Raw genomic sequence first — 14773 nt, forward strand, 5'->3', positions numbered from 1 at the left:
AAATAATATCAGACGCATTAGTTACGACTCGTCTGTCTTATTAATAATTGTAATGCTTCACTCACCATAATCATCGCCACTACTGACGTAACGACTACTGCTGAGCCATAACCACCGCACTGTAGACCACCTGTCTGACAGCTCTTATCTACAATTGGCGGCTCTATCGAATAGACACATTTGATACCAAATTTTTCTTTTAGAGCACTGTTAATGCCTTTCTCGTGGCGTAACTTGCTGCGTAACTTGGCAAGTAGTGGATCTTGATAACAGTCACGCAAATCACTTACTCTAATCTGACTTGGATCTATCTTACCACCTGCACCGCCCGCACAGATCAACTTTAGTTTATTAAAACGACAGTGTAAAGCGATTGCTAATTTAGCATTCATATCGTCTACACAGTCTAAAATAACAATCGGTTTACCCTGAGTATTGGCAGATTTGACTGCTTCACGACTTGGTAAGAGTGTGGCGACATTATCTACTGTCAAAAAGTCATCGACTAAATTTAACGTTACTGTGGGATTAATTTCTCTAATACGGACTGCCATTGCGTCAATCTTACTTTGACCAAATGTACTATCCAATGCAGGCAGTTGGCGATTGACATTAGACGCAACCAATACATCCAAATCAATCAACGTAATCGTTCCCACCGCTGTCCGAGCCAACGCCTCTGCTGCCCAAGAGCCAACCCCTCCTACACCAATAATGTAGACATGAGCTGCCGAAAAAGTATCAACCGCAGAGGTACCATATAGTGTCCGTGTACCTTGAAAACGACGATCGTACTGCTCATCTTGTTGGCGCGATTCGTCTTGTGCAAGACTGTCTTCGACGGATTTTGGTTGTTCAAATTGTCGCGTGTCACTCATAACAGATCAAATTCTCTTTTCAAATGTTTTGGTTGTCATTTATACGGCTCATACTTTTTAATTTCTAATTACAGCTATGCTTTTCTTATAAATAGTATAGTTACATTGAACAAGCCCAGTCTACTTTCAGAGCATCACAGCTATTTTGCCACAATTGCTTAGCAAGTTTATCATGTGGTATTTCTAATAGCTCACTCAAGCTTGCTAATACCCACGGCAAATTGGCTGGTACATTCCTATTCTGTGAATTAGGATCATCCGTTGTCTGACACATAACAGGTGTCATATCTGGACAATCCGTCTCAATGACCAAGCATTCGATGCCATGACTCTCAACTGCTACTTGAATAGCACGGCGCAGTTTTTTGGCATTCGGATTGGTTATCTGACCAGTAACACCGAGCTTAAACCCTAATTTTACAAAAGCCTTCGCCTCTTGTTCGCCACCACTAAAGCTATGGGCAATACCACCTAATTTATGCGCATCGTATTTATGCGCTTTTAATATTGCGAGTGCTTCAGCATGCGCTTTACGAATATGCAGCATTACCGGAAGTCGATGGGCCACTGCTATATCCAACTGCGCCGCAAAGAACCTTTTTTGTTTAACAAATACATCAGGCTGCTTCATTGCATCGGTAAAGGTGTCTAATCCAATCTCACCAATAGCTAATGGACGACGCTCTATCACCATTTGCTCAAGTTGTGTTAAATGGTCGTCGGTATGCTGCTTAATATAAAAAGGATGTAAACCTAGCGCGATATGGGCTGCAACATCGCACTTATCTTTACTATTCACCTTTGTCACAGACGACTGCGACATTTTATTAATGAAATCTTGAGTATCATACATTCGATCAAAATACTGATATAAATAACCTACTAGCACTAAGTGACGAATACCTTGACTATAAGCCTGCTCTACCTGTTGTTTGCGATCATTGTCGAACACTGGAGCATCAAAATGTGTATGCGTATCTATAAGAGAATAGACATTTTTTAAAACTTCTCTAGCATCTGTTCTCTCAGCCATGGTCACTGATTTGTTGCCACACATTAATAAACTCCAAAACTGACTTTTCAGAACATAGAATTGAGTAATAAACACTAAGCAATTTTTACTATACAAGTATTTTTATATAAGAATATTGCTATAGACGCATTATTGAGCTTCTATTTTTTAATTACTAGCTTCTATTTACTAATTACATTCTCGTGAGCATCGTCAATATCACTACCCTCAGATACGGTATTATGATTATTTACTGTCTCCGTATTGTCCTTTCGACTACTGCGCCTAGGGATGAGTAATAGCGCAGTTGCAGCCACACTTAGCAAAAACCATTTTTTCGTATTTTTATAATCTGTCATCTTAGTTTCTGATTTACTGTAGCGGAAAACATAATACGTAACTCATTATTTTATTAGTAACTAATATACCCAAATATAAAAGCGTCTATGTTTATCTGTGTTATGAATACGCAAGCTAATGTACGATGTAACTAGTATCTATCACATCGTACATTAATTTATGTCAGTTGAATCATATTAACCGTTATATATACGGCCAATATTTTAACGATTAAGAGGATAGGTCGTCATACCATTATTCGGACTATCTACTCTCGTAAAACCTTGCGAAGTAGATTTTGGCGCTTGATCACGTTTAGGGATAAGGGGATTGAGCGGCATTAGCTCATAATCTGCACTGACATTACCATTCCAACCTTCAGTGCCGCTCAATGGTAATTGCTTGATCGTACCGTTTTTATCAATGACCAACTGCAACACTCGCATTTGATTGAATTTGCGTTCAGTCACACTCGCTACCGAGCCACCATCACGTAAAATAGTCGGCTGTAAAAAGATAATCAAATTGCTCTTTTGGGTGCTATCGTTGTCAGAACGAAAGAGTCTACCGATAACAGGCACATTGCCCAACCCAGGAACTTTCTGTTGACGTGTAGTGGTGTTGTCACGCATCAGGCCGCCCAAGGCAATCGTCTGCTGATCATCCGCTAGAATGGTCGTATTAATAAGGCTTTTATTGGTAATTAGCCCACTGGCATTACCCGTACTGCCTGGTACGACTGAAGAGACTTCTTGCGACACTTCTAAACGTACGGTGCCATTGTCACCAATATGAGGAATAACATTCAGATTAATACCAATGTCTTGACGATCAATTGTCTGAAATGGGTTGTTTGAATTATTGCCACTAGTGGTAAAAGAACCCGTGACAAAAGGTACGTTTTGACCAACTAAGATACTGGCTTTTTCATTATCCAATGTCAAAATCGATGGCATGGACAATAGATTAGCACTGGTAGATGAGTCAAGCGCCTGTAAAATAGCGCCATAAAACTCTGTATTGCCCTGACTGTCTTTGCGACTGTCTCCAATACCTATCAATGCACCTGCGATAGAGCTGGCAGCAGCGCTAATACCTGCCGTATTTGTCCCTGCTAAAGCCGCCGCCGCAAGTGTCGTAGCGCTGGCCCCCACATTGTTAAAATTGACCACTCCATAGCCACTGTTGGCATTACCTAGCGCCCACTGAACACCTAGCTGGGTGGCATCATCGCCTGACACTTCAACAATAGCAGCTTGAATTAATACTTGTGCGCGACGACTGTCTAATTGGTTGACCGCATCTTCAATCTCAAACATTAGCTCAGGTGCGGCGTTGACGATAACGGCATTTTGAGTTTCGTCAGCGATAATACTAAACGGACGACCGCCCACTCCTGTGCTTGTTCCACTTGTGCTGCTAGTCGACACAGCAGCTGCACTACTACCTAGGCTATCGCTAGCTGTATTATTAATTGCGGCGCCTGTGCTACTTACATCATTTAGTGACGCTGATTCTAGTGTCGAGGTCGCACCGGCACTATTGATAGATTGATTAGCAAGTAATCCGCGTAACATATCGGCGATATGACCAGCACTAGCATACTTTAATCGAAAGACACGTAAACCACTTAAACGTCTGGTCGGCGTAGTATCCAGTTGATTGACCATTTCTTGGACTTTAGCAATCATTTCAGGACTGCCCTTGACCAGCAGTCTGTCGCTTGACGTATCAGCAATCACCTTTAGCTGATTGTTGCCACCTTGTGCTTGCCCACTACCTGCACTTGAGACTAAGGCGCTAATCAACTCCATCATACGTTCGGCATCGACATGACGTAGTGGTATCACTTGCAAACTGTCATTTACATTACTGTCTAAATCACGGATAAGGGCTGTCAGTTGGTTAAGGCTGTCTGCTCGATCGGACAAAACCAGCGCATTGACACCAGGTACAGCGGCCGCGTGAGCCGACTGCGGCATCAATGGGCGAATAACACCTAATACTTCTGCAGCTTGGGTGTTGGTCAAATAAATAACTCGAGTAGCGAGCGACTCGCCAACACTATCACCGCGTAAATCAACCGCCACACCAGATTGCTTAGCAATATTATCTGGTACCAGTTTTGTCGTCGTTCCCGATTCAATCGCAGCGATACCATTCACTTGCATCACGCTCAGAAATAGCTGATAAATCTCATCACGGGACAAGGCTTTGTTGGAGATGACTGTGACATTACCATTGATACGTGGATCAAGCACAAAGTTTTGATCGGTGATGGTCGCGACCTCATTGATAAATGCTTTGATATCAGCATCTTGTAGATTAACTTTCCAGCTCTCAGCATTGGCAAGACCAACACCAGCAGTCCATAATGGCACTGCCAGACAAAGTGGACGACACAGGCGCATCAAACGCTGCAGGCTACAGTACAAAGGCGTGGCTGAAAAATTCTGAAAACTTACCATATTGATGATTACCTACAGTGATATTGCTTACTATGTGCTGAGTGTTTAAGGAGCAATTTTGCTAAAAACCTACCTTGCTAGAACTGCTGGCGAATCGTAATAACTTGCTCACCACGTTGAACCTCTATCTGCGCTTCACCTGCTTGCTGTACTTGCTGAAGTACACCAGCATCTTGCGCTGGGTTATTGCCTACGCTCTGTCCGTTGACGGTCAGTACCTTATCGCCCGGCTCTAACCCTAAACGATTACGTAGGCCAGCAGGCATCGCCGCTGTAACTTGGTAACTTTCACCTGATGCCATCACTCCCATTCTACTTAGATAACTGGCAGGGTTTTCTTGCAAGGCCGTAACCGCTTCTTCGATAGCCGACTGTGGATTACTTGAAGTGTCTGCGCCAGTTGCCCCTTCTGCCTCAGGAACAGCGTTTTGTACTGACTGGGGCGCTGTAGGCAACATACTATTGTTTGGCAAACGCTGGTTACTTATTCCGCTTGCTAGCATATCACTTTGGTCTAATGGCATTGCCTCTGGCATTTTAATAACGGTTTCTTTATCGTTAGCATCAGCGATAATGACTGAATTCCAATCAACAGCCACGAGCGTATAATCGCTGTCTTTTAGTCCATCACCGATGCGGTAATTTTTGACTTCGCCATTGACATTCAATAAGGCGGAAGACATGCTCTCAGGTATGGCTAGTAGTACGCCTTTGAGCTCAATGTTAGGAGGTGGTTGCACGGCGGCGGTAATAGGATCAGGCTCTGCAAAGATTGCAAATAAGCCACTATAATCGTTAGTGGACTTAGCACTATTCTGTAGAGTTGCTAAAGGCAATGCAGGTGCTAAAGGCGCTGCTAGCAGTAGCCATAAAAGACGGGCGGCTGTCCAGCATAGCCAAGCAATGGCTAACAATAATAGCCAAGCTGAAAAGCGATTGAGAGTATTGATAACAGGTTTTAGGCTTGCGGCGATATTAAGCATTTAGTTCGCCCCCAAACCAGCTAGCAATGGCTGGCGCACACTGACAACTGGCGTATCTTGAGGAGCTTGTCCTTTATACTCAGGCATGTTCTCTAGCAAGCGCTGCGTCAAACTGACATCGAGCATATTATCGCTGTCGAGATACAGATCTCCCAAACGCTTATCTTGATTGTTTAATAAATTAATATGCAGCAAATCTCTATCGTTTTTTTGCTCTGTACTAAGCTCGGCTCTTAGAGCAGGCATCGTAATATAAAAAACTTTGCCACCACTAGGATAGCCTACCTCACCACCAACCCAAGTCAATTGACCATCCGCGGCACTAAATCCGCCAGCGTCTTTAGCAGGCTCACTACTAGATGCCTCACTTTTATCAGACTGGCGCGTTAGCGATACATTATTTACCTGAATAGGGGTATTTGGCAGCTGCCAGCTGACTATACTCGCTAGCGTCTCAGGTGCAATTTTCCCACTCATCTCGTCAACTTGCCATGAGTTCAGACCAAGTTTAACTTGCCCATTCAGACGTGTCTGTGATGAGTTAATATTGACGTCCGCACCTAGCTTACCTATGAGTAACTGCCAAGGCTGCCATGACCATTCTGCCATACCTGTGAGCGACGTCGATGACATAGGCAACTGCCAAATAGCAGCACCTTGCCATACATTGCCAGATACATGCTGGACATAAGGCGTATCTGGCGCGTATTTCTCAAGTAACCATGCTGCTGGCATTTGCAAAACAGCAAATAGCGCAAACAACACAAACCCCACTAGCCACCAGAGCTTACGGGGACGTTTATGAGAAAACTCAGATACTTGGGCCACAGTCGTACAACTCTTATATAAGACAAAAACGTCATTATCATAACAAACAATGGCATATAGATGACAGAAAAAAAGCCAGTATCTTTTTGCCAAAATACTGGCAGTAAAGATACTGGCTTTTATTTTCTCGAAAGCAGCTCTATCTATCGCTAAATGGTTGTGAATACACCATTATCAATAGCAATTTCAAGCTGGCTCACAGAAAGGCATTTTATAAGAAAACAGCTAATTAAATAGCAAAATCTTCGATATCACGACCTGCTGCTAGCGCTTCAACCAACCACGTTGGCTTACGGCCACGTCCAGTCCAAGTTTCACTATGATCATCAGTATTGCGATATTTAATACTGCGTTTTTTCTCTAACTTTTCACCAGCTTTCAGTATCTCTTCGATCGTTGCATTGCTATCTTCTGCAATTTGCTCGAACTGCATATAGGCATCATACAAACGTTGATGCTGTTTTTTAGCGATAAGTTGTTGAGCGTTTTCAGTGATAGCACGTAACTCATCTACGTTCAAATTTTCTAAATCAATTGCGTTATTTTTGCTCATAATAAATCCAACTATAAAATAAGAGTGTGACCTCTATTGAGGTATTGTTTTTCGTGAAAAAATGCGGAGAACAAATCGTTCATTAGCCATTAAATCTATGTATAAAATAGAATTAATTCTAAAGAGTATTTAATTTCTAATAACAGCCCAAACAATCCATTATAAATAGAAAATATATAGCGATAGATGCTCATTGTATCCATTTTAAATAAAATTAGTTTTAGATAAATCTAAACACACAAGTCATCATTCTTTATATATTGCTATTATAGCTTTGAAAGCATTTTCTAATAATAAAAAAAATCTAGTACTTTGACTACTGCTAGAATTTCACAATAATATTTCGACAAAAATCTACTGTTAAAATAATAGAGTAGTAAGTCAATACACTATACTCTCAAATACTGCTAATCTTAAGGGTAATCTTGCATTAGCTCAGTAACTTGCTATGTCGTTCCTATGCTGCTTTTTGAAGAAGGTAACCGTTTCATATAAATACCTATTATTCAAATAGCTTTCGATTTATTAACCGGAAACAAGTAAAACTTTGGCTATTATCATTGATAATTTGTTTTATTTAAAAACGATCAATATATATTAACTATACGCCATATAGATTCAGTATAGCAATTTTTAAAACTAAACGTCACTAATCGTAATTATTTTTTGGTATAAACGGTCAATATAGAGTATAGAAGGTAGTAAGCATACTAGCTAATGTAATAATTAATAGTATTAAACCAGTACTAATTAAACTTAAGTTTAATCTTTTAGGTATTAAGAGCGTATTAAATAAATTAAAAACATTTTTAATAACAAATTAGTTTAGCTATGTTAAAAAGCATCAATTTAATTATATTTTTGGATATAGTTAATCCTTTATAAAAGAGCTACAGCGTTAACCTCGCTTGAGATATCACAGTTACATCTGCACTCAGTTGCCTTGTATCTCTTTTAAATTGAATCAACTATAGCAAGCATTAAAAAAGCCCTGCAGTTGCAGGGCTTTTTTAATGCTTGCTATCAAAGAGTTATAAGATAATAAATATCAATACACCTTTACATTCTATGTCTTATCATCATCAGAACGGAATATCATCATCTACAGGGCCATCTGGCATTGCTGTAGGCTTAGATTGTGCAGGTTTCTGTGCTGGTTGATTGAACTGGTTTTGCTGAGCAGGCGCTTGATTGTTAAAGCTATTCTGCCCACCTTGAGCTGCTGGTTGGTTGTAACCGCCTTGATGTGCCATTTGATTATTTGCTTGCTGACCAAAGTTGTTCTGGTTGTTTTGGCCACCTTGATTATTATAGCCGCCACTTTGACCTTGGTTTTGACCACCAAAGCTATCTCCACCTTGACCACCGCCAGTTTGACCATCAAGCATCTGCATTTGTTCAGCACGAATCTCAGTAATATAACGGTCTTGACCACTTTGGTCTTGGTATTTACGTGTACGCAAACTACCTTCGATATAGACTTTGCTGCCTTTGCGCAGGTATTGCGCTGCGATTTCACCTAGACGGTTAAAAAGTGCGATACGATGCCACTCTGTCGCTTCTCTTTTTTCACCGCTTTGTTTGTCTGTCCACTGCTCTGATGTCGCAACCGAGATATTGGTTACGCTACCGCCATTGCTGAATTGGCGTGCCTCAGGATCTGCTCCGAGGTTACCGATGATGATAACTTTATTGACTCCGCGCATGATACCGTCCTTTTACTTATGAATAATTTAATAAACTGTTTTAATCGTTATCTGATAGCATCAGTTGGCACTATCAATTGTATAATTTTACTTTAACCAATTTTTATCGAAATATCTATAGGCTACCTATGGTGCACGTCAGTCTATGTCGCTTAGATACTCTATCTTGATATACTAGTCAATATTGTAGAGTCCAATAAATAACAGGTAATAGATAAATATGCTGCTATTTTGCCATTTTAAGACGCTGAAGAACACCTTTCACCTTTGTCGATATTGCATAGCACCTTACTTATTATCAAATGGTTTAGAGATTTCTAGTTAGCATCGGAAGGCTTACGATGCATACTCAACGTCACGCTACCCAGCTCTACGCCAAACTTTTTCATCACTGAGCGATTGAGCATGAAATCCTCATTGATAAGATACATCCAATCATCGAACGTTACTTTGTAGGTTTTGTCCTCAACAGGTAACTCTAATAAGTAATTCCAGTGCAACGTATTGCCAACCACTTTCCCTGTTGCCTCGCCAATGACATCACCTGCCACACCTTTCCAGCTGCCATCTGTCTGCTCAGTCAGACGCCATATACGCTGCGATTTCGTGCCATCTGCCCACGAGAACTTCTCGTTTAGGACAATGACATCATCTCCTTCGTGGGTCGCATCAATATCGACATAAAAGCGTTTTTTGACTTCACCATTTCGACCTTGGAACATACCCCAACCATCGATTTGACCCGAAAAAAACTCGTGCATGTCGAGTGTTGGGGTGGTGTTCTGATAGGCCTGAATATTTTGCGTAGCACAACCAGAAGTTAATAGCATGGCTGATAAACCAAGACCTACTGTTAACTTAGCTATTGAGCGATGCGCCTTCTTTTTACCCTCGATGACACTAGCAGACAACATCTTAAATTTACTCATATTAATTCCTTTTAAATAGAGATAAATAGTTAGTTTCCACTGATTGATATTGGTGATTTATGAGATTGCTGTCTGTGCAATTTTTGCTATTTGGCTTCACTTCCGTATACAACTACAAGTATAAAGCTGCTATATATCTAGCGGACTTTGCGCCAAACTCGATAGCTGCTGACGTGAATCGTCCGTCAACTGTGTCTTATCTAACTTTAAATAAGCGACTTGCTCTTTTGCCATTACGACCAACTCATCAACACCATCTACTGCCAGCATTTGTCGTGACCAGTCTTGAATATTGATGTCTTTGGGAATAGTAACCGTCGTGCTCGATAGGTAAGGTGGCTGAGAAATGGGAATAATAATAAGCAATGCCGCACCCATAATAATAGCCAGTATGCCCCACGCCAACAAATTAGGCTGGCTTAATAACAGACCACCCATTGCCCCACCTACAAATGCACCAAAGAACTGACTAGAAGAGTTAAGCCCCATCGCGGTCGCTTTATTGGCGACTGGTGCACGCTTAGATATCCATGAGGGAATCGTCGCCTCAAGCAGGTTAAAGCCCATAAAGTACAGCAGCAAGCCCAATATAATACCAACACCGACCTGACTACCAAGCGCGAGTATGGCTAAAGCGGCGGTCATCAATGCAATCGCACCCAAAAAGACCTGACGCATTTTGCGTTTCTTTTCAGCGATGATAATAAAAGGTATCGCGATGGCAAAACCAATAAACAATAGCGGCAAATACACCATGCCTTGCTGACGTACTGACAAGCCAAGTACGTCTCTGAGCTGGTGCGGCAATATCACAAATATCGACGTCATGGTCAGATGTAGTGCAAAGATACCGATGTGTAAGCGATTAAGATCACCAATTTTAAGGACAGTAGCCAACTGCTGACCGATGGTTTTGTTATCTAGGTTGTGCTTGAGCACGCGCATAGGCGTCGGTACAACTACCAATAGCAGCATCGCCAATATAGCAAACCCTGAAGTCAGCCAAAACAGCCCAGAGATACCGAGCGAGCCGACTAATAATGGACCAAAAGCAAAGGCGAGCATAATAGAGGTCGCAATCGTCAGACCCATCGTGGCCATCGCTTTGGTACGCATTTCCTCACGAGTCACATCTGCCAATAGTGCCATAAGCACAGCAGAGACCGCGCCACTACCTGCCAGCGCCCGACCAATGATCACTTCATAAATATCTGTCGCATTTGCTGCAATCATGCCGCCGACAGCGAACAGTATCAACCCTAGAAAGATAATAGGCTTACGCGGAAATTTATCAGCAGCCAAACTCATCGGTATCTGAAAGATGGCCTGCCCTAAGCCATAAATACCAACGGCCAACCCAATCAAAAACGGCGTCGCGTGTGCATAATTGTCACCGTATACAGAAAATACCGGCACAATCATAAACAAGCCAATCATACGTAAGGCAAAGATGCCACCGACTCCGAGGATTGCCCGTTTCTCTACGCTATTCATACTTGCCTCACTGGTTGATCATTGCTGGTTGCTCATTGCTATCTTTCATGACTAACACTGCGCTATACCATGATTTATCACTACTGGTTTATCAAGGCATTGGCCTATAAATCAAGCCCCCTAGTATAAGACATTCGCCGTTTGGTTGCCGAGACTTTTGTCTTACTGATGCATCAATGTATGTGCCCTCAACCCAAGCCATTCATATTACGAGATTATTTTGTTACCAAGTGCATCAGATGCACAGTCATGCCTTGAATAATGCTGTCACCATGACAATAAAGTAAAACGTTGTCAGCACAATTAATGGCTCACTCACCATATCCACGTAACGACGAACGCTTCTATAAAATGACATTTTTGGTCAAAACCATAACAAACGATGCCTGTTACTTAACACTGATTTGATTTAGATTTGCTTAGTCCTATAAAAAATAGTCGTAGGAACGACAAACAATATAAAGCCAAACAATAATAGAAAATGAATAACTAGGCTGGCATAACTTTTACCTTATAAGTGTATGTACCTTTTATAACAACACTACTTATAACAACATCATAAATTTAGAATTACTCATGTTTTAATCAACCATTTTATTGATCTGTATTTACTTTTTAGCTTGAGATATTTCCCAATCCCCTTTTAGCAAATAGGAAACCTGTAACCGATGGCACATGACCATATCGCAATACGCGGCGCACGTACTCATAACTTAAAAAACATCGATTTAGACATCCCACGAGATAAATTCGTGGTAATCACTGGCCTATCTGGCTCTGGTAAATCTTCGTTGGCATTTGACACCTTGTATGCCGAAGGGCAACGTCGTTATGTCGAGAGCTTATCGGCATACGCTCGTCAGTTCCTCTCGCAAATGGAGAAGCCTGATGTCGATAGTATCGAGGGTCTATCCCCTGCGATTGCTATCGAGCAGAAATCAACCAACCATAACCCACGCTCGACCGTCGGTACGATTACCGAGATTTATGACTATCTGCGTCTGCTCTATGCACGCATTGGTACACCATATTGCCCTGAGCACGGTGAGCCAATGGTCGCACAGTCGGTCACTGAGATGGTCGATCAAGTCATGGCCTTGCCAGATGACACCAAGATTATGATCTTGGCACCGGTCATCCGTGAGCGTAAAGGTGAGCATACCGTCTTGCTTGAGCAGCTGATCGGACAAGGTTTTGTCCGTGTACGCGTCGATGGCGATGTTTATGACACCGATGAGCTACCGACCCTAGATAAAAAGAAAAAACATACCATCGAAGTGGTGGTCGATCGCTTTAAAGTCCGTGATGACTTAGGCAACCGTGTCGCTGAGAGCTTAGAGACAGCATTGCGCTTGGGTCAAGGACTGGTCACGCTACACTTTATGGATGGTAATCCAAAAGAAGGCGGTGAGGAAAACCAGGTGATGTCAGCCAAGCACTCATGCCCTGTCTGTGATCGCGCGGTGCCTGAGCTTGAGCCACGTATGTTTAGTTTTAATAATCCATACGGCGCATGTCCAAGCTGTGATGGTCTCGGTAAACGTCAATATTTCGCCGCTGAAAAACTGATTACTCATCATGAGAAGTCACTTAACCAAGGCGCTATCAATGGTTGGGATAAGCGTCATGCGTACTATTTCGGTTTGCTTAGCACGGTCTGTAAGCATTTCAAAATCGATATGGATGCATCATGGCAAGATCTGTCTAAAGAGCAGCAAGACCTAATCATGCACGGCTCTGGTAAAGAAAAGCTGACCTTTAACTTTACCGATGAGCGCGGTCGTAAGACGAATAAAACCGTACCGTTTGAAGGTGTGCTGCCTTACCTAGAGCGTCGTTATGCCAAGACGCAAAGTAACCTTGTGCGTGATGAGTTGGCTAAATATCTGGCAGATACCACTTGTAACGTCTGTGACGGCGCGCGTCTGAATGAAATCTCACGTAATGTCCGTGTTGATGATCAGACCATTGCAGAAATCGTTAAGCTGTCTATCGGTGATGCGGCGGACTATTATAAAACACTAAAGATTGGCGGTCATAAAGGTGAAGTCGCCGAAAAAATCTTTAAAGAGATTAATGAGCGCTTAAACTTCCTCGTGAGCGTCGGGCTTGATTATTTGACCCTTGCTCGCTCTGCCGAAACATTATCAGGCGGTGAAGCGCAGCGTATTCGTCTGGCTAGCCAAATCGGTGCTGGTTTGATGGGCGTCATGTATGTACTTGATGAGCCGTCAATCGGTCTGCATCAGCGTGATAACGACCGCCTGCTAAAAACCCTTACGCGCTTGCGTGATTTGGGTAATACGGTACTGGTCGTTGAGCATGATGAAGATGCGATTCGCCAAGCGGATCACGTCATTGATATCGGTATCGGTGCCGGTGTACACGGCGGTCATATTATCGCTCAAGGTACGGTCGATGACATCATGGCAAACAAAGAATCGCTGACTGGGCAATATATGTCTGGTAAGAAAAAAATCGAGATTCCAAAAGTGCGTCATACTGCCAAGACTATGGATGTTGAAGTCACAGGTAAGGCAAAACCTAAGAAAGTACCGATGACCATCGAGCTAAAAGGTGCGTCAGGTAATAACCTACACGATGTGGATTTGACCATTCCTGTTGGCGTCATGACTTGTGTGACGGGTGTCTCAGGTTCAGGTAAATCAACCTTGATTAACCGTACGCTTATGCCATTGGCAGCGACTCAGTTAAACAATGCCTCAACGCTGATTGCCGATAAGTTTGAGAGTATTAGCGGTCTTGAGCATTTGGACAAAATGGTCGATATTGATCAAAGCCCGATTGGTCGTACGCCGCGCTCAAACCCAGCAACTTATACAGGTGTGTTTACCCCTGTGCGTGAGATGTTTGCCCAGACCCAAGAAGCGCGTGCTCGTGGTTATAAGCCTGGTCGCTTTAGCTTCAACGTAAAAGGTGGACGCTGTGAGATGTGCCAAGGCGATGGTCTCATCAAAGTTGAGATGCATTTCTTACCTGATATGTATGTGCCATGTGATACTTGTGAAGGTAAGCGCTACAACCGTGAGACGCTAGAGATTCACTATAAAGGCAAAACCATCGCTGACGTGCTTGATATGACTGTTGAAGATGCCGTTGAGTTCTTCTCAGCGATACCAGCTATCTATCGTCGTCTGCAAGCATTGATGGATGTCGGTCTAAGCTATATTCGCTTGGGTCAGTCTGCGCCAACACTATCAGGTGGTGAGGCGCAACGTGTCAAACTGGCGCGTGAACTTGCCAAACGTGATACGGGACAGACGCTCTACATCTTGGATGAGCCAACCACTGGTTTGCATTTCCATGATATCGATAAGCTACTCAATATCCTGCATGCCCTACGCGATAAAGGTAATACCATTGTGGTCATTGAGCATAACTTGGATGTTATTAAGACTGCGGATTGGGTGATTGATCTAGGCCCTGAAGGCGGTAAAGGTGGCGGTATGATCATCGCTGAAGGTACGCCTGAGGAAGTGGCTGAAGTCAAAGAATCCTACACAGGTATATTCTTAAAACCGATGCTTGAGCAAGGCATGAAAGAAGTCAGCTAATACCATTA

Annotated in this window: 11 protein-coding genes; 1 reads left to right on the forward strand and 10 read right to left on the reverse strand. The window is 42.6% G+C overall.

Going from position 1 to position 14773, the window contains the following annotated elements; translation table 11 throughout:
* Nucleotides 1-17 precede the first annotated feature (17 nt).
* The 10 genes from V6252_RS09320 to V6252_RS09365 form a co-directional block, all read right to left on the reverse strand.
* Entirely contained in the window at nt 18-878 is an 861-nt protein-coding gene (locus V6252_RS09320) for a tRNA threonylcarbamoyladenosine dehydratase (RefSeq protein ID WP_341610198.1), read from the reverse strand.
* A gap of 100 nt (nt 879-978) precedes the next feature.
* The gene (locus V6252_RS09325) at nt 979-1911 is read right to left on the reverse strand and encodes a TatD family hydrolase (RefSeq protein WP_341610276.1); all 933 of its coding nucleotides are present in this window, start codon (nt 1909-1911) and stop codon (nt 979-981) included.
* A gap of 161 nt (nt 1912-2072) precedes the next feature.
* Entirely contained in the window at nt 2073-2249 is a 177-nt protein-coding gene (locus V6252_RS09330; protein ID WP_341610199.1) for a hypothetical protein, read from the reverse strand.
* A gap of 204 nt (nt 2250-2453) precedes the next feature.
* Entirely contained in the window at nt 2454-4697 is a 2244-nt protein-coding gene (gene gspD, locus V6252_RS09335) for a type II secretion system secretin GspD (protein ID WP_341610200.1), read from the reverse strand.
* Nucleotides 4698-4774: 77 nt separating this feature from the next.
* Entirely contained in the window at nt 4775-5680 is a 906-nt protein-coding gene (locus tag V6252_RS09340) for a type II secretion system protein N (protein ID WP_341610201.1), read from the reverse strand.
* Nucleotides 5681-6508, reverse strand: a complete 828-nt coding sequence (gene gspN / locus V6252_RS09345) for a type II secretion system protein N (RefSeq protein WP_341610202.1) — start codon at nt 6506-6508, stop codon at nt 5681-5683.
* 229 nt (nt 6509-6737) lie between these two features.
* On the reverse strand, nt 6738-7061 hold the full coding sequence (locus V6252_RS09350) for an H-NS family nucleoid-associated regulatory protein (protein ID WP_101204384.1): 324 nt from the start codon (nt 7059-7061) through the stop codon (nt 6738-6740).
* Nucleotides 7062-8143: 1082 nt separating this feature from the next.
* A complete protein-coding gene (ssb, locus tag V6252_RS09355; RefSeq protein WP_101204383.1) occupies nt 8144-8767 on the reverse strand; it encodes a single-stranded DNA-binding protein in 624 nt (207 codons plus the stop codon).
* A 317-nt stretch (nt 8768-9084) separates the two neighbouring features.
* Complete coding sequence (locus V6252_RS09360) at nt 9085-9696, reverse strand: DUF3833 domain-containing protein (protein WP_341610203.1); 612 nt, start codon at nt 9694-9696, stop codon at nt 9085-9087.
* Between the two features lie 129 nt (nt 9697-9825).
* Complete coding sequence (locus V6252_RS09365) at nt 9826-11190, reverse strand: MFS transporter (RefSeq protein ID WP_341610204.1); 1365 nt, start codon at nt 11188-11190, stop codon at nt 9826-9828.
* Between the two features lie 668 nt (nt 11191-11858).
* Between V6252_RS09365 and uvrA the strand changes: the two genes are divergently transcribed.
* On the forward strand, nt 11859-14765 hold the full coding sequence (uvrA, locus tag V6252_RS09370) for an excinuclease ABC subunit UvrA (RefSeq protein ID WP_341610205.1): 2907 nt from the start codon (nt 11859-11861) through the stop codon (nt 14763-14765).
* Nucleotides 14766-14773: the final 8 nt, after the last annotated feature.

Origin of the sequence: Psychrobacter proteolyticus, assembly GCF_038155145.1 — a bacterium.
In the GTDB taxonomy this organism is placed as follows: Bacteria; Pseudomonadota; Gammaproteobacteria; order Pseudomonadales; family Moraxellaceae; genus Psychrobacter; species Psychrobacter proteolyticus_B.

What these genes read in the sequence shown, in the direction of transcription:
- V6252_RS09320 (WP_341610198.1), bottom strand. Translation starts at nt 878, where the DNA reads ATGAGTGACACGCGACAATTTGAACAACCAAAATCCGTCGAAGACAGT.
- V6252_RS09325 (WP_341610276.1), bottom strand. Translation starts at nt 1,911, where the DNA reads ATGGCTGAGAGAACAGATGCTAGAGAAGTTTTAAAAAATGTCTATTCT.
- V6252_RS09330 (WP_341610199.1), bottom strand. Translation starts at nt 2,249, where the DNA reads ATGACAGATTATAAAAATACGAAAAAATGGTTTTTGCTAAGTGTGGCT.
- gspD (WP_341610200.1), bottom strand. Translation starts at nt 4,697, where the DNA reads ATGGTAAGTTTTCAGAATTTTTCAGCCACGCCTTTGTACTGTAGCCTG.
- V6252_RS09340 (WP_341610201.1), bottom strand. Translation starts at nt 5,680, where the DNA reads ATGCTTAATATCGCCGCAAGCCTAAAACCTGTTATCAATACTCTCAAT.
- V6252_RS09350 (WP_101204384.1), bottom strand. Translation starts at nt 7,061, where the DNA reads ATGAGCAAAAATAACGCAATTGATTTAGAAAATTTGAACGTAGATGAG.
- ssb (WP_101204383.1), bottom strand. Translation starts at nt 8,767, where the DNA reads ATGCGCGGAGTCAATAAAGTTATCATCATCGGTAACCTCGGAGCAGAT.
- V6252_RS09360 (WP_341610203.1), bottom strand. Translation starts at nt 9,696, where the DNA reads ATGAGTAAATTTAAGATGTTGTCTGCTAGTGTCATCGAGGGTAAAAAG.
- V6252_RS09365 (WP_341610204.1), bottom strand. Translation starts at nt 11,190, where the DNA reads ATGAATAGCGTAGAGAAACGGGCAATCCTCGGAGTCGGTGGCATCTTT.
- uvrA (WP_341610205.1), top strand. Translation starts at nt 11,859, where the DNA reads ATGGCACATGACCATATCGCAATACGCGGCGCACGTACTCATAACTTA.